This is a genomic window from Lactobacillus kefiranofaciens (assembly GCF_900103655.1).
Lineage (GTDB): Bacteria > Bacillota > Bacilli > Lactobacillales > Lactobacillaceae > Lactobacillus > Lactobacillus kefiranofaciens.
The window spans coordinates 1-23,761 of sequence record NZ_FMXC01000017.1; the positions used below are offsets into that span (position 1 = coordinate 1).

Below are 23,761 nucleotides of genomic sequence, written 5' to 3' on the forward strand. Positions count from 1 at the left end.
ATGAAATTATTGAGCATAACTCGCTCCATTAGTGATAAAAGCAAAAAATAAATTGCTCAGAATCATTGATAATACTTGATTTTTGGTAGAAAAAAAGATCAGAACTTCCAAAATTAGGAGATTCTGATCTTCAGTTTTTTTAGTATTGTTCTTCGACTAATGCAGAATCAATTACTTGATTAAGATTAGTTTCTTTATTTATCTCATCCTTTTCATTAGCTACTTCAAAATCCTTCTTACATGGATTTAAATAGTAACCAACTTTAGCGAGATAAGTCTTAAACAAAAATTCAGATGCATTAGCATCCCTACCTTTAAGCAATTGTTCTTGGATTTGCTTGTTCTGGTCTAAATCAGTGTTCAACGTTTCAGCAAAGCTCTCAATGTCTTTACCTACTAGTTGAGGCAATTTGCCCAATTTAGGATCATAAGCATAAATATCCTGCTTTTGATTCCATTCAAGTCCAGGAATAATTTCTCTTTTTCTGAGGATTAACTTATCAGAGTTATTCTTTATCACTGCTACAGCATGTAATAATGTATCTGGATAAGTATCACACATAGCTTCTTCTGATGAAGGCAACTTGGTCAAATTCAGCAATCTATCTGATAATTCCTTACCTGCAGCAAGCAATTTCTCAGGTAAATTAGAATGCTTTAAATCAGCTATTGCTTCCATATTGTAGCGATCAAGAGGGAAAATCGTCAGCTCTAAATTCATCGTAAATTCATTATTGATGGTCAAAGCATACCGTCCTCCTCTTTTTTGACTATTTCTAATCATTTCCTTGATGTTTTTATCGTCAGCAAAACTTTCATCACTTAAGTCTACCTTATCAAAGTCAATGTAATCAGCACTAAAATATTTCATTTTAGGCAATGCTACTTCACTGATAGCATTAGCTTGTTCAGCCTGTACATACATTTTGTCCTGCGGACAAATATCCTTAGTCTTAATTTGCCCCTTCATAATTGAATCTTCTAACATACTCGCACCTTTCCTTTACTTATCACTTGCAAGAACTACAGCTTGTTCAAGCTTGTGTTCCGTATCTTTCATAACTACTTGCTCGTAGAATTTATTAATGATGCAATACAATTTACTGTTTAAATATGGATCAGCAAATTGAGCTGGATCTGCTGGATTTTGACCTCTTACTAAACGAGACATATAATCTGAAAATTTAGTATGCGTATCATAATATCCAGCTTTACCGCAGCCGACTTCATCATTTAACTTACTAATATCATCAATGGTTAAATTGATGTTTTTTAATTTTTGATTTTTAAGATCAGAGTATAGCTTATCGACCTTTTGCTTAATGTATGGCTTAACTAATTGGGATGCATTTTTCGCATCTAATTCCCAATCTTGTAGAACTAAACCATTTTTATCTGCATTTTCTCGTGCTTTTTGGTCTTGGCAAAGAGCAACTAAATAGTTGAATCCAACATTTCGAGGATCTTCCTTCAATTTAGTACGATAAAAGCTACTAATTTCGTCCTTTATTTCATTCATCTGCTCCAACTTAGACAAGTCATCGTGCTTATACAGTGGTAACTTATGACTAAGTTGCTCAGAGACGCTGTGACGTATCTGCAATAAAACGGAATGGATAAAATTTAAAGTAACATCGTCACTCGACATCTGTATACTTATTGGAAACTCTTCAAAACTTACTGGATCATAGAAGTTAACTTTTACTTCTCCGTAAGTATTATCGTAAAATGGTTCAACTTTATCAGGCTGGCCTTCATCGCCAAGATGATATTCCTGACCTAATGTCTTTAAGAACTCAATAATTAAACTCTTCCTTTGTTCGAATTGCTTGTCCCAAAATTCATCATCATCGAGTTCAGCTAAATTTAATGCTTGACCGTTAAATTTTCCTATTAAGTTAATATCATCAATCAATGGATGAAAGCCATCGTTTAAAACTAGATTCCATTGTGGCTTATTATTTGAATTGTAGCCTTGGAAATAATTAAACTCTGAGCCATTATCTTTAAGAAAATTCAGATATTGTGGGATATTTTTAAAAGTATTAATTCTTAGTTCTTCACCACGATCACGATGATAAGCAGATACATGTAATCTGTTATCATCATACAGGCGCTTCTGCTCATCCTTCGATAGTTTCTTAAAACTATCGTTTAATGTGGCATTCCAACCGTATCTTAAGATAAGTTCGCTTGGATCTAGATTTTGCCCTATAACTTCAAGCTCACCTAAATTAATCAACTTACGAGCCTTATCAAAAGTTTGATAGTGATTAACCAAGATTCGACCTGTGTAAGCCAAATAGCCGTCTGCATAGCCATAAATCATACCGATTTTGCCGTTTCTTAAAACTGTTGCAATAGTAAATCCTGTAGTCATAATCAATTTCTCCTTTATTTTCTTAAAATAAAAAAGCATTAAAAAATGCTTTCCAATCTCTTATTTTTAAGCAATTAGTTTCTAGGGCTTATGTAATACCAAATAAATGGCTGTCCATCCGCATCAAAGATAGTGCATGAATTGTAGTCAAGCCTACGATGCTTTTCTACATTTACTTTTTCATAAGCAGCTACAGTATCTTCATCTGCAAATTTCTCTCGAATGATATATTCAGAGCTGTCTTCCATTTCGCATTTTGCATCCCAATGACTATCGAATAGTCTGGAATCAGTGGATTCCATTCCACTAGGCAAAATTTCACGGTAAATTAAAATCCAGTTACCTTTCTTAACATTTTTGTTCAATTTGACTTCTTGAGTCTTACTCATAATAATTAATTACCTCTCAAAATATTTTAGTTAAATTTCTTTAAAATTAATTTCAATGCCTTTTACTAGAGCATCATCAATACCTTTAGCCTTAGACAAATCCCAATTAGCAAAGCGAACTTTATAACCATGCTGCTTTAACATCTTTAACAGTTTGCGGTAATTATCTTTAACTTGCTGATTCTCTTGAAAGTCCATGTCATAAGCAGTAGTAACCGAAGTTACATTAAGCTTCTTAAGCATTGGTAAAAAGTGTGAGTACTGACTTACACCGCCAACTGCCAAAAAGTCTCTGCCAATAACATCAAGTTGCTGCTGATTAAACCGCATAGGCAAATAATCAGTAGCGATAATTGCTTTCAAGCCACCTTCAGTCAACCAAACTGCTTTAGGCTTTTTAGAATAAGCCTTAATTTGTTCAAGTTCAGTTGTTTTACCAGTATTAGGATCAACTTTAGTAGGATCTAATCGAGCAATTTCTGGATTATATACGACAGAAACTGGTGATTGACTTTTAGCACCATCTTTTTGCTTAGCAGATGATACCCAAAAGTATTTACCACCCTTTTGCATTTTAAAAGCATATTTCATGCCAGCATAATCCAAATTTACTACGTCTTGATCTACAGGCACTTCACCTTCAGCAATTACAGTAGCGTCCTTCTTCCCAATAGCAGAGTAAAGTAAGACTTTGTATTTGCGTGTGTAACTATTAAAGTCTACCTTTAGCTTGCCACCAAGTACCGATGACTTAATGACCTTCTTTAACATGATCAACACGTGATTGCATCCCAATGATTTGATTATATTCATTGTAAAATGGCACTAGCATTCCAAAAACTTTAGGAGCAAATTTAGGTATTTGATAAGTCTTACCGTTGTATGGGTATTCAACATTATAAAAACCTGGTACTCCAAACCAATAATCATGAGTAAACTTAGGATTACCGGTTTCTATTTTTAGATTATCCAACATGCCATTCCATAAACTAATAATCTTTACTGGACGGCCGTCTCTGCTAGGCTCAATCTTAGCTTGGCTAAAGTAGTCGACAACATTCCCATCTTTATCTTTTTTAGTCGGGTAATACGTACCAAAAGCACGTTTACCACGAAGATTAATCATTTCATCAGTCATGCCTCTTTTATGCAGATTTTCACGATGCTTATCGCATAATGGATAACACAGCATAACAGCACGATAAAACATATCCAGGATCTCAGGCTTAGCCTTAGGGTGTGTAATTAGCGGCTTCTGCTTACTTACATCGAAAGACACTTTAAAGTTCTTATCCAAGTAATACATATAACCGCCAGTAGCTTGGAATGGATGATTATTGGCCTGTCTTTGACATACTACTTTAGTACCAGTGACATTAATCATGCACCAGTGAGTACCACCACAGATAGGACAATGGGCACCATAGAATTCCAGCCAATAAACGGGATGCTTGGGATCTTTGTAATCCGTATCAATCATGTCCGTTTCTCTTAAAGCACCACCAAGTTTTTCTTCAAGCTCAGCGTACTTACTTTGTAAATTTTGCATAACAATAATTCCTCCCAATTAAATAATTAGTAATCAACTCTTCTTGGCTTAGTTAGATGATGAAGCCAGCTATGAAAGCCAACTTTTCGTGTACTAAGCGTATGTTTACAAATAACTTCTGTCCCTTCTGAATTAATCAGACAGTCATCTTTACTGCCACAAAGCGGACAACGAGAAAGCAAAAACCAGGTTTGTTCCTCTTCTCTTTTTTTCCGACCATAAGACGTTACTGTTTTATGATCATTTGATTCTTCTGAATACTTAAACAATACTTGTTTAGACAACATAGCAGCTCCTTAATTAACAAAACAAAAAAAGGGCTTTAAGTAATAAAAATCACTTAAAGCCTTTTAATTTACTATTTGAATTGAACAATAATTTAACCGTAAAACGATTAGATAAACAATATCTCAGCTAAACAACTAGCTTACAACCAAATTATTACCAACAATGGCAATAACGTTAATCAAAATGAATTAATCAATATTCATTTCAATTATGATTATAGCATGTTTAGTCTGATGTCATGGAGAACTACTATTAAAGCCAAATCTTCAATAAACAAATTACTACAATTACACCAATAATAACTGATGGCCAAAAGACAATCTGCTTTAAACTAAGACTACTATAAATTTTAGCGGACTTAGGCTGAGATTTAACAACTTTATAGCGAACATGCTTCTGTGAGATTTTAGGAGAGACTTTATTAGTCAATTCCGTATTTTCTAAATTCTTTTTAGTAGCTGGCATACTACCTACAAATTCACCAACTGCTACTGTTCTATGTTGACCATAACCATATTGATTAACGTTGAAATCAGAACAAGTGATAAGGGTAACTGTTTTCTTACCAGGGATGTTATTCTCAACTTCTACTTGCTTAGGAGTAATGTCATAGCGCATATTAGTTTCAACATATTCATAAATTTTGTGCATGTCTGTAAAATAAATTTTATCTCCGGCTCGTGTTAAATGTAGATTATCTAAAACGGCAGGGCCATAATTTCCCATATAATGGCCGGCAACTACATAATTATTTGTTCCGCCCATTACTCTATTGGGAACAACGGTACAAACACCGTAAGACAGATTCTGCAATTGAGCGCCATAGCCTTGAAACAAAGGATTATGGATATCTGCAGCAGGAATTGACATTCGTCCAATTGCCCCGGCTGGAGTTTTACGTGCATCCCATAATTGGCGAGTATCTACGTCTGTTGTCTTAGATGCATCATAAGTAGTCTTTACCTTACGATTCTTATCAGCTTGTTTTGCTGTTAAGTTTTCAGATGCTCGCTCCCCATTATCACGCAACATGTAAGCTCTCCCTACCTTGTTGTTGAAGAAAAAGAGCGACAAACCAGCAACAAGCAAGATAGTACCTACAATCACGTAAAGCGAATCAAATATTTTGGTACTAACGCTTTTTCTTTCTTTTTGTTTTCTCATTGAACTTTCTGCCCTTTCTATGAGAATCTTCTATATGACTATTTGGCTTTTCAGAATCTTGCTTATCTTTCTCCTCTTTCATTAACCACTTAGCAGAATTAGGATGAGTTGCAATGTAATCTAACTTATACTTATCTGAAAATGACCAAATCATACGAATTAACCAAATCATACCAATAGAAACAATTACGATGGCAAAAGCTAATATGGCGGCCAAAAGCTCCAAGAGCCACTGTTTAGTAAAATCCCAATAAAAGAAAAATACTAAAATGCAAACACCTTGAATTAACAACATAACTTGTTGACTGGTTCTTAGCATAGAATCCCACTCATGTGAGTATAATTTTTGTTTGAATTTCTGCTTTAACTTCATTTTGCTTTCTTTATTCACTGTTCACTAATTCTAGTTTCCAAATAACCATTTAAATGTAAATGCACCGCACATTATCAAGCCCATAATTAAGCCAGCGCCAAACATAATTAAGCCATTAGTTACAATGGCAACAAAAAGTTTTTTTCTTTTTTCATGGTGCTATCACCTCAGTGAATAAAACAGCTAGTCCTGAACCTACAATGACCCAAAGCATTGTTGTATATGCTGTCCTAGCCTTTCGTTTATAAGTTTCTTGGCCTGTCATTGTATAAACCTGTAAATAAACGGTGCCAAAAGCATAAAGAATTATTGATCCGGACATTGAAACAAACTGACCAATAAGCATTACTGCAAAGGCTGTCAAACGGCCACCAGATAAATTTGGTGAAGATGCCATAGCTGTAACAAACAAATGTATGAACATAAGAAAGCCATAGATACTAACTAAAACACCTACACCCTTTCGCCGTGCTTCACCTGAATTACCAATATTCGAATAGATCATATAGCCCATACCAATTAAAAGCATGAGAACTAGGATAACATCACCAATTCTGATCAATCCGCCCCAAACCTGTGAAAAACCGGTATTAAGGATATGAAACCCATTACTACCCTTTTCACTAAAGTAATTATTTAATTGCGAGTTATTCTGATCTTTTACATATTGGCCAATATCATCTGCCAGCCAAATAAAATTTTCCAACTTACTTCACCATCTTCATGAATTTATCATGACTAAGAAAATACCCATTATGATCGCTTAGATCAAAATAATGAATAACCTTGCCGTCAGTATCGGCATTTCTCAGTGGCAGTGGCATAGCTATTGCGGAAGCTTTTGGTTTTACTGCTAGTGGCTCTAAATCAAGTCTTAGCATTTCCGTCTTTTTTTCTTCTTTCTCCAGAACAATATGTTTAATCCTAGCCTTACCGTTACTTTGCTCTGCTACAGATTGAACCATTGCAACGATTTGATCTTTAGGTAAATAAGAATTGAAATTATGTGTTAAGGAGTACTGATCAAAGTTGACTACCCACTGATCTTTAAATGGACTTAAAGTCACAACTATATCTTGCAACCAAGCTTCAGATAATTGTGATAATGAATAATTTGAAACAATATGATTGAAAACATTCTGCCAAGTAATCACAGAATTGTCAGTACTCATATTCATAAAATTCTTAACGGGAACGTTCTTATCTTGGGGTGCAGTTAATCCAAACCTACATTTAAATTGACGATTATGTGTCATAAATAACTCCAAGTTATCTATCTGAGCCAAACTCGTCGTCGCCAAAATAGGTACAGTTTGACTTAACACATGATCAATTTGTTCAATTTCAAAGTGATCTTTTTTGTTGCTATGATATATTAAGCTCTCTGATGGATAAATCGTGCCATGCTTAAAGAGCAAGCGATTACGTTTACTTAAGTCAAAGAATAACCTAGCACTGGCTCGATGAGAATTCTCAGGATTCTCGTAGAGTTTAATTATGCCCATCAGACTTACTAATATTTCTGATTCAAAGGGATGCTGATAAGAATCATATTGGTCATTTGAAGAATAATCAGAAATAATTTGAATTGATCTTAGCCGATGACGAAACAATTGAATTGATAAACCAGTTGCTGGTCTTTCAATAATCTCGCTTCGCTCAGCTTCCATAGTTTGATTCAAGATTGAACTAAGCAAATTGTCATTAGAAATAGCATATTTAACATTATTCGCCTTAAATCGACAAGTAACTTTGATACTGTCATAAACAATGCCTAGCATATCAATATCAGCATTAATAATTATACGAGATAAAAATACTTTCTGATATGTCATTAAATATGCCGAAACCATATTAGAAAGAATAAAACTAATTGAGCTAGTTAAATCTGAAGTTATTTCAGTCGTAGGAACATCACTTGAAAAAGTACCTTCGATGAACGACTTTTCATCAAAGACATTATAGACAAGTTTAATATGTACTGGAGCGTGTTTAGTCTCCGAAATATATCTTTTTAACGCAGACAAAGCAAGTGGAATTGATTTAAGCTTTGTTGCAAATTGGTTACATACCATTTATTAAACACATCCTTATATGTGTAGAAAAAAAGAGACGTTATTTTGAATAACGTCTCTTTGTAAAATAAGATTATAGTTAATTATGACTTCTCACTTGAGCTTCTTTCCACATTTTGAAAGCTTTCGGCCCACGTTCGGCAAGAATATCATACTTATCATCTTTCCAAGTCGGAAAATGATTTTTCTTAAATCGCTGCCACTCGGAATTATTGATGTTGAAATACTTGCGGATTTGAGAATCAGAAAAGTCTTCTGATTGAAGCAAGATGTAGACCCATTCATAATAACCACCTTTGGGATTACGAATGTCCGTTTTATTTTTAAACCAGTAACTAATGTTACCCTGTTCGCTGAACAATACCTTGTAGTTATGTACATCTTTGCCCGAAACGCCAGCGACTTCTCTATTTTCGCTTTCTCTAATTGCCCTTTCACGGCAACGTAATACGGAACATAGAGCGCAGCCAACTAAGCACTTCTTCTTATGCTCGGCAAAAGTTTCATCGCCAAACACACGTGTTTGAAGTAAGTTGCGTTCCATCTCTGCTGATGGTAAGTCATAATGTTCTGTAGTCATATCTCTTTTACCCCTTTTTGCAATAAAAAGCGGGTACTTTTCTTTGAAAAAAACCTAAAAGAACTCTTATTCAGAGTTCATTATCATTTTAATCTCAAGCAGAGTGACTGTCAAATTATATTTCTCATAAAGTCTTAATAAAAGACACGTTACTTAACTTCCATGATTTTTTTATTATCATATCGAAGTTCAATATTTTTATATGTTTTTAGTACTTTCAAACTACCAAATTTCATATTAATTTGAGTTGGCGAATCTGATGAAACCTTGGTGGGTTCAACATCTTTTGGAATTTCAATATCACCATCAGTACCATCCTTATCAATACCAACTAGGCTGTATTTGGTTCGTTCTGATCTTAAAGCAAAAATATCATTTAAATCTACAGTACATTTAAAGGTACGATCCTTAAAATTAAGTACTGGCTTCGACCAATTTATGCTACCTTTAGCATACTGATTAGGAGTAAGTGAAAATGCTGTAGAAATATCTTTTGCATCAGTAATAACTGATTCAATCGGATAATATGAATTTTTAGTAGAAAAGAAATTGCTACTTGTGCCAGAATCATCTGATTGTTTTAATCTCATAGTAAACGGAGCTTGCGTCATGCTTGGCTTACCCTCTAACGGCACAGTAATAATCTCAAATTTACCATGCGGTAAACATAAATAGTAATTTCGATAAGCCGGATCAACTTGTAATTCATCACCTGTCTTATTGACTAACTCAATATCTGAAAATGGTATTGCAATGTCAGTATTAGTCTGGTTGTATGCCTGCAAGATAATATTTTGCGGGTCTTTTTTATTTATCAAGACCCACATACGAAACTTATCATAATCAGAATCTTGAAACTGATCTTTTAATGAAGGAATATCTTCTCCTTGTTGCTTAGCATTATGGACTTGTTGCATGTATTGTTTAATATCAGTGTAGTAATCTCCAACTTGTTTCATGTTAGTAGTCAGGTCACTCTTAGTTTTTTCTTGATCAAATGAAGCATTCATTGTAGTGGCTTTCCTAGTTTTTCCATTATCCATTGTGTAAGTAAGATGTACTAGCCGTAACTGCTTTTTAGTTAAGTTTGTACCAAGATAAAAAGATAGTGAATCATTAAATGTAGAACCTGAATCCAATTGTTCATGAAAATCAGCAGGAGTATTAGGCACACTAAACGGTTTAAAAGTATGTCCTTGAATATGCAAAGCAAAGTTTCGAGATGAAACAACAGTTGAATTAGTACCCGTATTTCTAAGCAAAACAGGCATTGTAATTAACCCTGCTGATTGTGATAATTGCCCCTGACGTAATGAGACATCAACAGTTGGCTGCTGGTGTTCATCACTACCACTAACATTAGGCGTAGCTTCTTGACTAGCACAAGCACTCAGAAGCATTGGAGCAGATAGCAATATGAAAAATGCAATTATTTTCTTATTAAATTTCATTTTATTGCCTCAAAATATCAGGGAAAATATACTGACGTAAGCCACCAGTTTTACGATCAGGTAAAAAGAATGCTTGCGGAAGGCCTTTTCTAGTAATTTCTAATCCAACTAGAAATAATGAAGGAAATGCAAATTTGCTAAGCTGTAAAAACTCATTAATTTGCTGCGCTCTCTCAATAGTCGGAGCATAAAAAGCCAATACATTTTGACCTGCCGGCAAATCATTTATCTGCACATTCAGATCTTGACCAGCTTTAGTAAATTTATTCCACTTTATCGTTGCATCTTTATAATAATTTAGGTTGTCATTATAAAGAGCTGGATAAAATACTAAATTCTTAGGCTTTCCTTGTGTTAACTCTAAATTAATTTGAAGTGAAGAAGGCAATAATACTTTCTTTTTATGTATATCTCCATGGAACATAGTTGTACTTGCTCTGTAAGCAGGTAGACTTACTAGGACTTGATAAACATCCAATGTTTCCCAAAATCTTAAATGGTATCTCCAATTTAAATTAAGAAAATCCTGCGGATGAAAATAATTCGAATTAGAGTAAAAAGTTTTTAAGAAACGATAGCCATTCCCTGTAAGTGTATAAACAGGTATATCCTTACCATCAATAGGATGATGATAAGTCCATCGCATAATTAAACCATTTCTAAATAATTTGTTTAAACAATGATCCAGATTTAGTTCATCAAGTAATTGTGGAAACATTCTAGCTTCACGTTTAAGCTGTAGCTTTTGAACGCTCTTAAACATAGCAATGAATTTTAACCAATATTCATCTTCAAAGTCCAGCTGTGTTAGGACATTATTATATTGATCAGCAATTTCATATTGACGAATTTGACGGACAGAATCTCTTAAATCAACATAACCTTTAATATAGAAATTCCGATGTATCTCGAAGTTTTCTTCGTCTTCTGGATTAATTAAAGAAGGTAACATTGCAGTGCCATTCTGTGGATTAACAAACTGACTATCTTTAATTGGTACAGGACGCATACTTAACTGTTGTTTATCATTTATAGTCTGCGACATGAATTTGCCTCCTTTACAGAATTACTGTTCGTGAGGATCTGGTACACGCACAACCCCGTGGGGGAATCTTTTAATCCATGCTCTACCAGTATGTGTCTTAGGATTAATTTTCTCTAAATGAACAATTACGGGAGTATGCTGTTGCGCATCAGCTACTGACGGCTTAATTGGTGAATTAGCACTTAGAATACCCTTGCACCACCAACCTGGAGCCACTTCAACAAAAATACCTTGAATTGGATGATAACGAACGATATAGCCTTTAAAATCAGCCCCTCGTTCAAATTTACTTTCTACATCTTTATCAGGAGACTCCAAAAATGGCAATCTAGTAGTTAATACCTGATACATTAATCCCTTCGGAACTGCTCTTCCTGCAGCCATATCCTGTTTAACGCCATCTTGATCTTCATACTTAGCTTTAATGATGTCAGTAATTCTAAAAGGAAACTTCATACCAATATAAGCTACTTTGTTTAATGGCTTAGTCCACGTTTGATAGTAGAAGTTCTTAGCAAGCATACCTAACTCTGCACCTTGATATTCAAACGAAATAAAACGGAAATCTGGAGTATCAATAACTTGAGTAACTTTACCGATTCTATCTTGACTCTTAACCGCTTCTGGGTCTTTAAGCATTGCTTGATAGAGTAAACCGTTAATCACAAATTCCGCTTGTTGAATTGAACCAAGAGCAATATATTGTTCATTACCCTCTTTGTCCTTTGTACCAGCGTCAAGAAAAGTAGTAATAGCAATCTTAACCCTTTGATCAATAAAATTATCAGGATGGCGATAATTTGAGCCTGCTTGACTTGCAAAGATATAAACTGGAGCATCATTTTCTTCTACACGCATTTTTAGTACGGGCATCACTAGGCCTTTTCTAACCTCGAAATCTGATACTTCCTCACCTACTGCCCATAACAAGTTGTCTGGCGTAAGTTCTTGGTTAATTTGACGTTTATATTCAGCAATAAATCCTTGTAACTCAAACGGAATTTTTTCTGCTTCATCAAGAAAGAATGGTGCTTTTGTTTTATTATCATCCATCAACTGATGTTGATTTTGAGCTAAAGTATTTAATGCATCAAAATTTTCATCTGCCATATTTTTCCCCTTTCATCTAAATAGTTCACTATCCACCTTACTAATTTGTACAAAAATATGGTCTAATTGCATAGAGCAACAAGGTTTTGAAAAAAGTAAAAAAAACTCTACTACTTTCGTTTTTAAGCAAAATTTTTTTGTAAGATATACTTGTCAATTCGATAAGGAATAAATAAAAAGTTAATTAACTTTCGTCATTAGCTATTTTTATTTTGTACTATAGATTTGATCATTAAATAAACAAAAGGAGAAACAAAATGAAAAAACAAAATGAAAAAACAAAATGAAAAAAAGTAGTAGCAAGTGCTGTTTTAACTATTGGATTAATTTCACCAATGGCTATGACAAATCAAAGCAGTAGTTTTCTTTTAGGAACAACTACCACTGTTCAAGCGGCCACCCGTAAAATTAGACTTACACATAATGCTTATATCTATAATCATCGTGGCCATAGAGTTGAAAAAAAAAGTGCTTCACAAGCACGCTACACATATTTACTTCTCAGTAAAGAAGATTCATGGTAAAAAATACTATAGAATTGGTCATAACAGATATATTAAGGCTGGTAATGCCAAAGTAGTCAAGAAACGTAGTAGAAAAATTATCAAGAAAACTACATCTACAGTTTCTAAATCAAACACTAGTGTAAATTCTACTTCTGCTAATACTAGTTCGTTAGGTTCACCTATTTTTAAGATTCATGTATTCGCAGGCGGTAATGATGTATACAAGAACGCATCTGATAATAGTTGGTTTGGAGCTAAAGATTTCAAAGATGGTATTTACAACGTCTATACATCCCAAAATGGTAAATACGAAATTGGTCAAAACTTATGGATTTCTGAAGATGCTGGTGAAAAGGTAGATGGTACTGATACTACAAATATTTCTTCAGTCAATAACTCATCTACTAGTTCAAAGAAAGTAGCAAGCTCTAAAAAGAAGCACTCAGGCAGTATAAATCAAGACAAATTATATAACTCTCAGGATATTCAAAAAGTTAAAGAATATTTTGTAAAAGATGTTAATAATTGGCGTGAAAAACAAGGACTCAAACCTTTTACATTGGTAACTTCGGGTTGGTTAATTGATTAATAATTTAAAAGTTAAAAAAAGAGAGAATCAAAATTGATTCTCTCTTTTCTTATTATCTAATTTAGTAATTAAATTAGTCCATACCAGCAGTTTGATGACGACGAATATATTCAACTACTCCAAGTGCGGAAATTGATACAAGGCCTAAGGCAATTAGCTCAACAAAGATATTGCTCTTGGCATTACCAGTTTGTGGCAATGAGCCATTATCAGAACTAGTATTATTACTTTCTTGAACTGAAGGTACTGGTAAGGCACCAGTAGAAACTTGTTGCGGAGCATTAGATTGAGCTGGAGCAGAACTTGATGGAGTATTGTCATTATTTTGACTTTCATTTTCAACGGGTGCTACAGCCTTCTTTTGCTTCTTAACAGGCTTTGAAACCGGTTTAGTATTCTTAACAACATGACGTTTAACAGGCTTACGAGTTTGAACATGTGTTGCTGGAATTTGCTTTTGTGAGCTATTGCTATTATCAGTAACTACATTTGAACTATTATCAGAGTTGGTAGTTTCATTACCAGTAGAGGTTTGATTATTTGTCTCTGTATTATCAGAGTTGTTACTTTGATTATTATCAGAGCCATTATTTCCGGAATTATTACCTTGGTTATTATTAGATCCATTGTTGTCAGATCCGTTATTACCAGAGTTATTGCCTTGATTATTGTTGGATCCATTATTGCCAGAGTTATTATCTTGATTATTATTAGATCCATTGTTTCCGGAATTACCATTGTTCGAGCTACTATTGTTTGAACTACTGTTATTTCCGTTGTTATTGTTACCGTTATTATTATTTCCGTTGTTATTGTTATTGTTATTATTGTTGTTATTATTATTGTTATTTACAACAACAGTACCACCATGACCTCCACCTCTATGATGAACAATTACAGGAATAGTAGTATTTCTATGATAGTGGTCAATAACAATGGATTCACTGGCATCATTCAAGTCGGCATGTTCCATAAGAATTCTACCCTTATAGTACAAACTCTCAAATGCTACCAAGGTATGACCTACATATGGCATTCCATTAAACTTAAAGGTTAAGGTTACCGTACCATTAGTCATACGAGGTGTAAAACGAACAGTTGCCACAATAGGAACACCATTTTGAACAACCGGTAAGCCAGTTACTTGATCCATCAGCTTACCACGTAAAGTATATTGCTGGCCAGGAATTAAATAAGTATAACGAACTACATCTTCTGCAATATTCTGCGTCTTAGGATATACAAACTTTTGCGTATTGTAAGACAAGGTAGTATGCATTTGTGGATGAGTTACATGTAAGGTTTCACTCTGGTCATTAATGTCTCTATGATCAGTTAGGAAGTAACCGGTGTAATAAAGAGTTTCATATACTACCAAATCATGATCCCAATAATGGTGAGCATCAAATGTTACTGACGCATTAACTTCACCATTAGCATTTTCGGCAGTAAAAGTTTTACTAAATTCTACTTTTTTACCATTATTAAGAACTGCTTTACCTGATTGCTTATCCATCACAATTCCTTTAACAGTATATGTTTTACCAGGAATTAATTCCTTGTAATAAATAGTATCTGTTAAAGTTTCACCATCAGTTGGCTGCAATTGATTTCCATTTGTTTCAGCATTAATAGCCTTAGTATGAATTTCAGGTTTAGAAAAGTGAATAGTTTCATGCTTATCGTTAAGATCTTGGTGATCAACTGACCAGTGATTTGGCTTATCAGCACGTTCAGCATGACTAAATACAACAACGTCTTTGCCTGCTAATGATGAAGCATCTGGGATCTTTAATTGTACTGAAACATTGTCTTCAATACCATCATCATTCTTATCATTATTAGGTGAGCCAATAGTCTTTTCAACCTCAATTTGCTTACCATCAATAGTGATAGGTTGACCAGTTGCTTTATCTACTAACCAAGCTTTGACATTATATTTAACAGTACCTACTAAGTGAGCCAAGCGTAATTGTTCATTAATTACAACAGGTCCTTTAATTGGTTGAGCAAACTTGCTGTTATCTTCCAAATTAGTAGCTTCAGAAGTTAAATGCAAGTGCTTATGGTTGTTAATTGGCCCTTGTACAGTCAAGTGGTAAGCCCAAACTTCATTTTCACCATCTTTAGTTTTCGTAACTTTAGCATTTTGTTGCAAGTTAGGAAGAGTTAAATCAATATGAACCGGAGTTGGATCAACATCTAAGTTTTTACCAGTTGAATGTTCAATAGCAATATAATGGTGGAAATCAGATTGTGGTAATACGCCACTCTTGGCAACACCATTCTTATCTGTAGTAATAGTACCTACAAACTTGCCTTTATCCCAACCTGAATCATCAGTACATTGATAAATATCAAATTTAGCTTCAAGAACCTTATCGTTTTCATCATCAACCTTATTAATATCAAATTGAGCATAATTTACTTTTTCATGGTGAGTTGTATCATGATGTGTTGTCTTTTCTGGAGTACTCCAATCATAAGTCTTTTTAGCTGTACCGTGTTTAACAGCCATCAAAGCAACACCATTTTGGTGAACATTATCCCCTGAATAGTAAACCGCAGCAACAGTATTATATGCTGGAACCTCAGCAGTAATTGTACCAGTATTAGATCCCGTTTTTAAAGTAGCCGTGAAATTAGTAGCCGTTTTAATTTGTTTAGTATGTGCTGCTCCACCTTGTTTTACTGTTAAGTCCTTCAGCTTAATCGACATATTACGTGGCTTTTTAATAAGCTTCTTGTTTTCATGAACATCAGCAATTAAATGTCTAGTGCGAGCACCTTTAGCAGCTTTGGTACCTACTTGGTGAATTGATAAAGTAGTTGTACCATCACCACGATATGTAGCATCCTTATAATGTTTCATAATGTAGTTATAACAAGCTTCAGCATGCTTACCACCAGCAGTTTTGTTAAAAGTAACAGTACCAATACTGCCCGCTACTTTCCAAACTGCACATTGTGTACCAAATTCAAAAGCTTTTGGATCAGCAGGCATACCTTTTCCAAGTTTAGCTGCCATTGTTTTAGAACTGTTAGCTCCAAAACCACATCTTAATACGGCACGAACATTACCATTATCATAATGATTAAATTGTTCCTTTTCACCGATATTTGGAGTATATTTCATTGGCTGCAAGCAATAGAATCTCAAATCATGATCCCCATGCCAGCCTTCATGAACTGTATCTTGTTTGCCACTTGGTGTTGTAACAGTACCATAATATCCTTGACCCATTGAGTGGTCTCTGACGATAGAACTCATTGGAACTTTATCCAAGTGTTTAATAGCAAACGCTTTTTGAGTAGTTCCAAGGAACATTGGTAAAGCCATCGTGATTGCAGACAAGAATTTTAATCCTTTATGTTGTTCTTCAACTAAAGAATTTTGATAGTCTTGAACTTTTTTCATGGACTTTCCTTATTCTCCTTTTCTTAAAAAGATTAACGGCAGTAGCCCCAACATGACTGCCAACATGTTTTAAGCGATAAGTTTTGCAACTCATCGTAATTGATAATAAACGTTACCTTTTAAAAAAAGTTTATTTGTAAAAACAATTAAAAAAACAGAAATAACTTACTAAATAAGATAAAATTTAACAAATTTGGTTATAGCCTTAATATTGTTTAGATTGATCTTGCACTAATATAAAAAAATTTTGTTTTATTTATATTTTTTATAGATTTTAAGTTGAAAAAACCTAAATAATGCACTACTATAAAGAAGAATTAAGTTTTAGATTTAATCATAGAAAGAGGTTCAAAGAAATGACCCAAAGTCAAAAAAATGTTATGTACGTTTCAAACGATTTAGGATACGGTGATGACAAAGGCAAATTTGGCGGTGTACGAATCAACCAGCCTACTGTTTTTGTCCGTATCTATGAAAGTCCAAGTTTTGAAAATGTCGACTGGAACTCAACCGATGAATTAGATGCTAGAGTAAAGTCAATTTTTAATTATCTGGATGTCTCAATTAAAGATAAAAGATATCTAACTACTGTTGCCGCAGCTAATTCTTTAAAAACTCTCACTACATTAAAGGATGATGCGCCAACAGGGAAAGCACACAGTGATGCTGCTCTAATCATTCCGCTCTCTTTAATTGCTGGTAGAGCAATTCAAGAAGCATATGCAGAAGCAAAAAAGAATGAAACTGAATTTGATCCAGACGAAGTAATTACAGTTAATGTTTATATGACTACTGCTCTTCCAATTACTGAAGCTGGAACTAAGGATAATGATATTAGGCCTGAATACAAGCAAAGATTCATGGCTCATCAACACTTAGTAACAGTTCATTCATTGGGTAAAGATATTCAAGTCAACATTAAGTTTAAAGATGCAACTATCTTTAAAGAAGGCGAAATTGTCGTTGTAATGGCAATACAACATGGCCCCGCTGATTTCCAAAAGAAATTAATTAATAAGGTTAAACATGTTAAATTGGCTGATGGACTTGTTTTTAATGATGATGCATTAGCAGAAGGATTAGTTAAAGATGCTGATAGCTTTATGGGAATTGACGCTGGACAACATACTGTAGATATTTCACTCTTTAACAATGGTTCAGTAAATGACTACAGTCAAAGTATCAATCAAAGTATGGGCGATGTTCTAGATGATGCATTTAATATTTATCAACAACAAAATCCTAATGGTACAAGTTTAACTACCAGCAAAGACTTTAATGATATTTGGTTAAAAGCTGTCGAACCTGAAAAAGCAGCTAAAAGTACTAAAGAACGTTTAGCAGCAATTACAGAAAGAATGTTAAAGAAAGATGTTATTGAAGCTGTAGATCAAAGTGTTGAACCGTTAATAAACCAAATCTTAACCAAGGTTCGTTACTTAATCAGCAAGAATCCAAAATTACAAATTATATTTATCTTTGGCGGAGCCTCTATTCCACTAGTCGAACAATATCACTTAGACCAAAGAATTCAGGATGAAATTAATGCTAAGAAGCTCCCTATTCCTGTCGTATGGGTTGGCAAAGAATATGCACAAAATATGAATGAAATGGCATTAGAGCTTTTTAGTGCAATGCAAAAAGCACGTCAAAAATAATTAGGAAGGAGTAGACGATGGGTCGTAAAAAAGAAAAAAGACTAGTAGGCTTCACTTTTAGTAGTAAAACTGAGCCAGACCTAGCAGATTGGCTTGATAAACAAGATAATAAAACTAAATCAATAAAATTTCTTATTAGGCTTGCCATTGCTAAGTATGGTTATCAGGACTTAGTTTCACTAGGTCTATTGCATACAACATTAGCTCTAGGTGAAAAAACAAATGAGAAAGCTACTTCAGCAGTAGAAATAGAAAACAATGATTCAGAATCTACCTCTAATCAAGTTAAAGCTGAAAAGAAGTCTACTGTGTCTGATACTAAACACACAACCGAAACAAACAGCACCAATACCTCACTTAATACCGAGAAAAAACCGATTGAAAAATCTGTATCTGACATTAACTCAGATAAGGAGAACAAAAAAGATCCATTTAATCAATTCGGTGTTTAATGTAAAAAGGCTAGAAACTATTTAATTTCTAGCCTTTTTTTCTACCCAAAATTCTACAGATCAGAGGAATCACCGTCCCACAACATCTTGTTAATATCTTCTGGCAATAATTGTGTTGTACTATGTTCCCTCTTTTTACTTATTTCTTGTCGAGTTTTATGTTTTACTGGTTCAACCTTTTTATCTTTTATTTGAGACTTTGAACTAGTTTTATGAATCTCAGTTTTAGCCTTGTTTCGGCTAACATTAGAATGCTGAATATGCTTATCTTCATTATCCGTCTTTGCCTCTTTGATTGACACTACATCATTCTTGATTCTTGGACTCATTGATGTTTTTAATTGCCAAATTAGCTAAAGCATCACTTAGATCAACATTGCCAAATTGCTTCTTAGCCAACAATAACGCCAAACGAACTGTTTTCGACTTATTTTTTTGATTCTGTAAATATGAAATTATTTCATCAAATTCTGCCGAGTTTTCTTGCAAAATATTAAACTTAAAATCAATATATTTACTTTTTCTTTTCAAAACCATCACTTCATGACTTTAGCCCGAACTACTAATCCATCAAGGTTTAGCGTTTGAGCATATTTTTTTCTGACCCAAAGAATATAGGGAGCATTAAATGGAAAAAGATTTTGAATTACACCCTTAAATCTATCATGAAAGTGATTTTTCAGGACGTTAGCACCGCCCCCGCACAAGACAATCATTCCAATTTGACCGTGTAAAGCCCTGTGAAAATCTCTAACTTGTTCAATGATTTGACGTTCTAAATTAGAGGTCTGCTCATCTAGAAAACTTTTATATACTTTACTTTCTTTGTCATTAGGTCCTTGATTTTTATTGGCTATTTTAATAAAAGTTTGTCTGTCCATAGGCGCAATAACTGGATATTTTTGTCTCAAGGCGTCAATAGCATTTTCTGCTGAAATACCCACCCCATTTAAAATACTCCGATTTTGATTAGGTACTCTTATCCCTTTATTAGTAACAGCAAAATCAATAGTGCCATCACCTATATCTATGATTAAGACATTACCTGCTTTTAGAATGTCTTCTCCTGTAAAATCAGATAGCGCATATTCTTCGACTAAATCATCAAAGATTTCGCCTTGACGATAATTTAACCTTTCTGGATCAAAAATCAAACCCGTAATTGCTGCGACGCCTTCTGGATCAAAAAAGACCTTCTTAAATGATAAATCTACATGTACTAAGGTACTAAAATTATTAATGGTTACCTGATGATGATAGTCGGCAAATCTTTTAGCATACGACTGCTGCACACCTTTAATTTTAATCTCATCAATTGGTAAAGCTGTAGCAAACTTATCAACTACTACATTTAAATTAGCTGGAACATAATTATAATTCTCAAAAAATTTCGATAATGCATAATATGAAATTATACTAAATAAGCAAATCAAGCCAATATCAGATTCACTTTTACCCTCAGAAGATTTTACATTGTAATTAATTGGTTCAGTTCCAGATATTGAAGCTTGTGGCCCTACGAAATATCTTCCGTTATCTCGTATAGCTGGGCTCTGAATTTTAACGTCCATTTTATCTATGAAATTAGCTAATGTTGCTTTTACATTATCAATGTCATTAACATCAATGGCTTCAAGTTCTTTACCTGGTAGTACATCAGACATAATTGATGGAAAAATAAAGCGAGGATTATTGAGCTGAACTTTCATGAACCCATTACCACCATCAGAAGCATCAACCATGTGCAAAGTATTATTATCCGCCACGTCAAATTCACCCTTTCTGTTAACGCTATACCAAATTATAACGACATCTTGCCTCAAATTTGGTTTCATCTAAGTAAAAAGAAATTGAAGAATTTTTGCTGTTAAAATTGTTTCGAAACATGAGATCAAATTTAACAAAGGTGGTTAAAATTAATGCAAGTTCTATCACAAGAATTATTACAAAAATATCAAAATACTGGTGCCGCCTATGAAATCTTTCATAGCTATCACCCATTAGAGGATGCTAATAATAAATTAGTTTACAAGAAAACTGTGCCCGATAATTTAAAACAACATGTAGAAGAGCCAGTTCAACAACCCAATAATCCGCAAAATAATAATGGAACCCCAGCCACTGATCAAACACCACAAAATGAAAATTCATATGCTTACGGAAACGGTACACAACAACCAAATGCTAATGATCATGGCTCACACAGCAGTTTTGTCAAAATTCCACCTAGGAAGACTACACAAGAATCTTCAGTTCAAAATACTAGGACTAGTCAAGTACCAACAGAATACGACAGTCAGAACAGCACTGCGAATACTAATGATCAACCTCAATCCCATACTTTCACAATGCCTAACTTGAATGAAAATACAACTACTGATCAAACTGACCCTAACTTTCAAGAAGAGAATACAGTACCTCCTGAAACTGCAGTTAATGAGCAATCGCAACATTTTAGAGCCAATAATTATCAAGCACAGCCAACTAATGATCAACCTGATTATCCAGTCAAGGCAGAACAGACACAAGCCTCCCCTTCAGTTTCGCCAAATCGTCAGCTTCCAAATCAAGACCGCCAAGTTGATACTCGCCCACATAGCGTATTGGCCAAAGAAGTGGCCAAGAGCAATCGCATTAATACGATAAATGATGAAAATGCTGAATTGTATGAACAAATAGCTCATGTCTCACAAGAGCTAAATTGGATTCATAAAGTCAACTCGTTTGAACTGGCTTACAAAAAAGATTTACGCAACTTACCTATCCCTGCTTTACGAGTATTTAATATTGAAAACACTGAAGAAATGATCTTACCATTTAATGATGGTTCTTTATTGCATGATGTTTCAAGCATCACAATTACTAGAGATATGGTCATTATGCTCCTTTTCCGTAACAATACACCACTTAAGCTTGTACCAGAAAGTTGGTACAACAACGGTAACAATCGTGACATTCTAATAAAAAATGGTTTCAATTACTTTTATAAGAGTGTCGATGCAAAGCAATTAAAGGAAACACTGAAATTATTAAGTGTAAATTACTCTAGTACACCTGAATTTACTCAATTTATTTTAAAAACGATGCCCTTTGTTCCAATACAAAGTAACTAATTCAACAAAAAAGACTCCAATTTGGAGCCTTTTTTTTAGCTTAAAACTACTTATGTTAGTCATCAAAGTCTGTAAAATTATTGCTTTGATCATGAATCGCCTTGTCATAGTCTTTTTCTAACTGTTTAGGATCATCTGCATCTTCCCATGAATAAGAATCATTCTTTTGCTCCTCCATTTCATTCCAACTCTTTTTAATTAAATCGCTCAATTTATTAGGCAATAAATCAATATTTTGTTTCACTTGTTTAAGTTGATCTTGAACATCTTTAAGATCGACATTAATTTGACTTGTCTTATCAGACTTTCTTATTGAAGTTTCATTTGCATTTTTATTTACTACCTGACTTAATGAATTTACTTTGCTAGAGAGTAAAGAGACAGTAGCATTAAAGTCACTTGCAGTATTATCTATTTTATCTAGAACTTTCTGGGTAGCCTTAACTAACGACTTGGAATCAATTGATGCTATAGGCTTGGAAGAAACTTTAGATTGAATGTTTTGAAGATTGTTATTTTGTCGCTTCTTATCTTTATCAATAGTCTTTGAAATAATGTATTTCAGATCAAAAACATGTGTTGCCCAATGATACTTAGTTATATCATATTGGGTCAAGCAAAATTGCGATTTTATTAAGGTAAAATACATCCCCACATAAGTTACATATGGACTTACTGATAATAAACGATTAATATCTTTTAAAGAATAATCAGCTAATGCAGCGGTGTCTTTATAAGCTAGCCAAGCAAAAAATAAGGATTGATCTGGTATTTGTGCAGATGACAGCATATTTTCGGCTTTAGATGCAATAAAAGCTAATTCTGCTGGATCAGAACTTGCATATCGAGCGATACTAAAGGTATCTGCTTTTACCTTTAAGTAAGGCTGAACTAAGGCAAAAGAAACATCAGAATCAATATAAACTTCAATATGACTTTTAACACCATAAATGAACAATGCATAGAAATAGGTATTCTCTTTAAAAATTGACGCAGGCATAACGGTAATTTGTCCTGCAGTATTTAAAGAACTAATTTCTTTTTTACTTTTATTACTCCAAGCATTAGCTCCATGCAGCTTCCATAAGAAACTTAAAATATTTTCAGTGTAATCAGTGGCTTTAGCAAATGTCAAAATAGCCTTGTCAATTTTAGGCAAGGCCATTTTTTTATCAATTTTAACTTCAGTAATTAACTTAGCTAATTTATTTTTTGGTGCCTCAAACCATTTTCTTAAGATATTCAAGATACCACGATAAGACTTATCAGAAGCACAGTACATAATCCGCAAAAGTAGAGTTAATGAACCACGGCTAAATTGAACATTATGACTAAGACCCAAAGAAAAATAAGTATCAACTAATGTATTTAATTTTTGATTATCTCCAACTACTTCTGGAATTAATAAAAGTTCAGGGCGCTTAGTTTGATTACAAAACACAACATTGATATGTTTCTTTTCAGCACATTTATCTAAATCCGTAATGGAACTATCGTTTAAAATTAACAGTTTAGAATTTTTACCTAGCTTTAATCGTGAAGATATGGGACGATGATTCCAATCAATAGAAACCGGCGGTTCTAGTACAAATTGACGTATCGGCATTTATCTCTCACAGCC

The 23,761-nt window shown here is 33.9% G+C and carries 23 protein-coding genes and 1 pseudogene; 5 read left to right on the top strand and 19 right to left on the bottom strand.

The genetic code is table 11. From position 1 onward, the window contains the following. Positions 1-139: 139 nt before the first annotated feature. The 14 genes from BLP58_RS07110 to BLP58_RS07175 form a co-directional block, all read right to left on the bottom strand. Complete coding sequence (locus tag BLP58_RS07110) at positions 140-988, bottom strand: hypothetical protein (RefSeq protein ID WP_013851303.1); 849 nt, start codon at positions 986-988, stop codon at positions 140-142. Between the two features lie 15 nt (positions 989-1,003). Then, positions 1,004-2,380: a hypothetical protein gene (locus tag BLP58_RS07115; protein ID WP_013851304.1), complete on the bottom strand. Its 1,377-nt coding sequence runs from the start codon at positions 2,378-2,380 to the stop codon at positions 1,004-1,006. 74 nt (positions 2,381-2,454) lie between these two features. Beyond that, positions 2,455-2,769, bottom strand: a complete 315-nt coding sequence (locus tag BLP58_RS07120) for a hypothetical protein (RefSeq protein ID WP_013851305.1) — start codon at positions 2,767-2,769, stop codon at positions 2,455-2,457. Positions 2,770-2,799: 30 nt separating this feature from the next. Next, complete coding sequence (locus BLP58_RS07125; protein ID WP_025084177.1) at positions 2,800-3,540, bottom strand: DUF3854 domain-containing protein; 741 nt, start codon at positions 3,538-3,540, stop codon at positions 2,800-2,802. Further along, complete coding sequence (locus BLP58_RS07130) at positions 3,521-4,318, bottom strand: hypothetical protein (RefSeq protein ID WP_025084176.1); 798 nt, start codon at positions 4,316-4,318, stop codon at positions 3,521-3,523. Before BLP58_RS07130 ends, BLP58_RS07125 begins: the two co-directional genes overlap by 20 nt. Positions 4,319-4,344: 26 nt before the next feature. Continuing rightward, positions 4,345-4,605 carry a hypothetical protein gene (locus tag BLP58_RS07135; RefSeq protein WP_013851306.1) on the bottom strand — a complete coding sequence of 87 codons (261 nt, stop codon included), beginning with the start codon at positions 4,603-4,605 and terminating at the stop codon, positions 4,345-4,347. A 253-nt stretch (positions 4,606-4,858) separates the two neighbouring features. Continuing rightward, on the bottom strand, positions 4,859-5,770 hold the full coding sequence (locus tag BLP58_RS07140; protein WP_025084175.1) for a class A sortase: 912 nt from the start codon (positions 5,768-5,770) through the stop codon (positions 4,859-4,861). After that, positions 5,739-6,143, bottom strand: coding sequence for a hypothetical protein (locus BLP58_RS07145; RefSeq protein ID WP_013851308.1), 405 nt, complete (start codon positions 6,141-6,143; stop codon positions 5,739-5,741). The genes BLP58_RS07140 and BLP58_RS07145 overlap by 32 nt, the downstream gene beginning before the upstream one ends. A 151-nt stretch (positions 6,144-6,294) precedes the next feature. Further along, a complete protein-coding gene (locus BLP58_RS07150; RefSeq protein ID WP_013851309.1) occupies positions 6,295-6,849 on the bottom strand; it encodes a hypothetical protein in 555 nt (184 codons plus the stop codon). A gap of 1 nt (position 6,850) precedes the next feature. Continuing rightward, positions 6,851-8,218 carry a hypothetical protein gene (locus BLP58_RS07155; RefSeq protein WP_013851310.1) on the bottom strand — a complete coding sequence of 456 codons (1,368 nt, stop codon included), beginning with the start codon at positions 8,216-8,218 and terminating at the stop codon, positions 6,851-6,853. 79 nt (positions 8,219-8,297) lie between these two features. After that, a complete protein-coding gene (locus BLP58_RS07160; RefSeq protein ID WP_013851311.1) occupies positions 8,298-8,798 on the bottom strand; it encodes a hypothetical protein in 501 nt (166 codons plus the stop codon). A gap of 149 nt (positions 8,799-8,947) precedes the next feature. Continuing rightward, complete coding sequence (locus BLP58_RS07165; protein WP_013851312.1) at positions 8,948-10,249, bottom strand: hypothetical protein; 1,302 nt, start codon at positions 10,247-10,249, stop codon at positions 8,948-8,950. Position 10,250: 1 nt separating this feature from the next. After that, on the bottom strand, positions 10,251-11,294 hold the full coding sequence (locus BLP58_RS07170) for a hypothetical protein (protein WP_013851313.1): 1,044 nt from the start codon (positions 11,292-11,294) through the stop codon (positions 10,251-10,253). Positions 11,295-11,315: 21 nt separating this feature from the next. Beyond that, positions 11,316-12,404, bottom strand: a complete 1,089-nt coding sequence (locus tag BLP58_RS07175; RefSeq protein WP_013851314.1) for a hypothetical protein — start codon at positions 12,402-12,404, stop codon at positions 11,316-11,318. 341 nt (positions 12,405-12,745) lie between these two features. Between BLP58_RS07175 and BLP58_RS12755 the strand changes: the two are divergent. Together BLP58_RS12755 and BLP58_RS07180 are read left to right on the top strand one after the other, a co-directional pair. Next, positions 12,746-12,908: pseudogene (locus BLP58_RS12755) on the top strand (SLAP domain-containing protein); the annotation flags it as partial. Between the two features lie 9 nt (positions 12,909-12,917). Then, complete coding sequence (locus tag BLP58_RS07180) at positions 12,918-13,499, top strand: hypothetical protein (RefSeq protein ID WP_404804765.1); 582 nt, start codon at positions 12,918-12,920, stop codon at positions 13,497-13,499. 73 nt (positions 13,500-13,572) lie between these two features. On the opposite strand, the gene BLP58_RS11785 is transcribed toward BLP58_RS07180, so the two are convergent. Continuing rightward, positions 13,573-16,917: a VaFE repeat-containing surface-anchored protein gene (locus tag BLP58_RS11785; RefSeq protein WP_013851316.1), complete on the bottom strand. Its 3,345-nt coding sequence runs from the start codon at positions 16,915-16,917 to the stop codon at positions 13,573-13,575. 356 nt (positions 16,918-17,273) lie between these two features. Here BLP58_RS11785 and BLP58_RS07190 point away from each other — a divergent pair, with 356 nt between their 5' ends. Together BLP58_RS07190 and BLP58_RS07195 are read left to right on the top strand one after the other, a co-directional pair. Beyond that, positions 17,274-18,575, top strand: a complete 1,302-nt coding sequence (locus BLP58_RS07190) for an acetate and sugar kinases/Hsc70/actin family protein (RefSeq protein ID WP_013851317.1) — start codon at positions 17,274-17,276, stop codon at positions 18,573-18,575. A gap of 17 nt (positions 18,576-18,592) precedes the next feature. Beyond that, the gene (locus BLP58_RS07195) at positions 18,593-19,027 is read left to right on the top strand and encodes a hypothetical protein (RefSeq protein ID WP_013851318.1); all 435 of its coding nucleotides are present in this window, start codon (positions 18,593-18,595) and stop codon (positions 19,025-19,027) included. A gap of 53 nt (positions 19,028-19,080) precedes the next feature. Here the strand turns inward: BLP58_RS07195 and BLP58_RS07200 are convergent, their stop codons facing one another. From BLP58_RS07200 to BLP58_RS07210, 3 genes are read right to left on the bottom strand one after another with little or no spacing between them, the layout of a single operon-like run. After that, positions 19,081-19,356 (bottom strand): hypothetical protein, encoded by a 276-nt coding sequence (locus tag BLP58_RS07200; RefSeq protein WP_013851319.1) that lies wholly within the window; start codon positions 19,354-19,356, stop codon positions 19,081-19,083. Then, positions 19,334-19,558, bottom strand: a complete 225-nt coding sequence (locus BLP58_RS07205) for a hypothetical protein (protein ID WP_013851320.1) — start codon at positions 19,556-19,558, stop codon at positions 19,334-19,336. Before BLP58_RS07205 ends, BLP58_RS07200 begins: the two co-directional genes overlap by 23 nt. Before the next feature lie 5 nt (positions 19,559-19,563). Next, positions 19,564-20,793, bottom strand: coding sequence for a ParM/StbA family protein (locus tag BLP58_RS07210; RefSeq protein ID WP_074484258.1), 1,230 nt, complete (start codon positions 20,791-20,793; stop codon positions 19,564-19,566). 153 nt (positions 20,794-20,946) lie between these two features. Between BLP58_RS07210 and BLP58_RS07215 the strand changes: the two genes are divergently transcribed. Further along, positions 20,947-22,140, top strand: a complete 1,194-nt coding sequence (locus BLP58_RS07215) for a hypothetical protein (RefSeq protein ID WP_013851322.1) — start codon at positions 20,947-20,949, stop codon at positions 22,138-22,140. Between the two features lie 55 nt (positions 22,141-22,195). On the opposite strand, the gene BLP58_RS07220 is transcribed toward BLP58_RS07215, so the two are convergent. Next, positions 22,196-23,746: a hypothetical protein gene (locus tag BLP58_RS07220; protein ID WP_013851323.1), complete on the bottom strand. Its 1,551-nt coding sequence runs from the start codon at positions 23,744-23,746 to the stop codon at positions 22,196-22,198. Positions 23,747-23,761: the final 15 nt, after the last annotated feature.

Coding starts and splice junctions, on each gene's coding strand:
- BLP58_RS07110 (WP_013851303.1), bottom strand. CDS start 988: ATGTTAGAAGATTCAATTATGAAGGGGCAAATTAAGACTAAGGATATT.
- BLP58_RS07115 (WP_013851304.1), bottom strand. CDS start 2,380: ATGACTACAGGATTTACTATTGCAACAGTTTTAAGAAACGGCAAAATC.
- BLP58_RS07130 (WP_025084176.1), bottom strand. CDS start 4,318: ATGCAAAATTTACAAAGTAAGTACGCTGAGCTTGAAGAAAAACTTGGT.
- BLP58_RS07140 (WP_025084175.1), bottom strand. CDS start 5,770: ATGAGAAAACAAAAAGAAAGAAAAAGCGTTAGTACCAAAATATTTGAT.
- BLP58_RS11785 (WP_013851316.1), bottom strand. CDS start 16,917: ATGAAAAAAGTTCAAGACTATCAAAATTCTTTAGTTGAAGAACAACAT.
- BLP58_RS07135 (WP_013851306.1), bottom strand. CDS start 4,605: ATGTTGTCTAAACAAGTATTGTTTAAGTATTCAGAAGAATCAAATGAT.
- BLP58_RS07125 (WP_025084177.1), bottom strand. CDS start 3,540: ATGTTAAAGAAGGTCATTAAGTCATCGGTACTTGGTGGCAAGCTAAAG.
- BLP58_RS07155 (WP_013851310.1), bottom strand. CDS start 8,218: ATGGTATGTAACCAATTTGCAACAAAGCTTAAATCAATTCCACTTGCT.
- BLP58_RS07165 (WP_013851312.1), bottom strand. CDS start 10,249: ATGAAATTTAATAAGAAAATAATTGCATTTTTCATATTGCTATCTGCT.
- BLP58_RS07145 (WP_013851308.1), bottom strand. CDS start 6,143: ATGAAGTTAAAGCAGAAATTCAAACAAAAATTATACTCACATGAGTGG.
- BLP58_RS07120 (WP_013851305.1), bottom strand. CDS start 2,769: ATGAGTAAGACTCAAGAAGTCAAATTGAACAAAAATGTTAAGAAAGGT.
- BLP58_RS07215 (WP_013851322.1), top strand. CDS start 20,947: ATGCAAGTTCTATCACAAGAATTATTACAAAAATATCAAAATACTGGT.
- BLP58_RS07190 (WP_013851317.1), top strand. CDS start 17,274: ATGACCCAAAGTCAAAAAAATGTTATGTACGTTTCAAACGATTTAGGA.
- BLP58_RS07160 (WP_013851311.1), bottom strand. CDS start 8,798: ATGACTACAGAACATTATGACTTACCATCAGCAGAGATGGAACGCAAC.
- BLP58_RS07170 (WP_013851313.1), bottom strand. CDS start 11,294: ATGTCGCAGACTATAAATGATAAACAACAGTTAAGTATGCGTCCTGTA.
- BLP58_RS07200 (WP_013851319.1), bottom strand. CDS start 19,356: ATGAGTCCAAGAATCAAGAATGATGTAGTGTCAATCAAAGAGGCAAAG.
- BLP58_RS07175 (WP_013851314.1), bottom strand. CDS start 12,404: ATGGCAGATGAAAATTTTGATGCATTAAATACTTTAGCTCAAAATCAA.
- BLP58_RS07220 (WP_013851323.1), bottom strand. CDS start 23,746: ATGCCGATACGTCAATTTGTACTAGAACCGCCGGTTTCTATTGATTGG.
- BLP58_RS07195 (WP_013851318.1), top strand. CDS start 18,593: ATGGGTCGTAAAAAAGAAAAAAGACTAGTAGGCTTCACTTTTAGTAGT.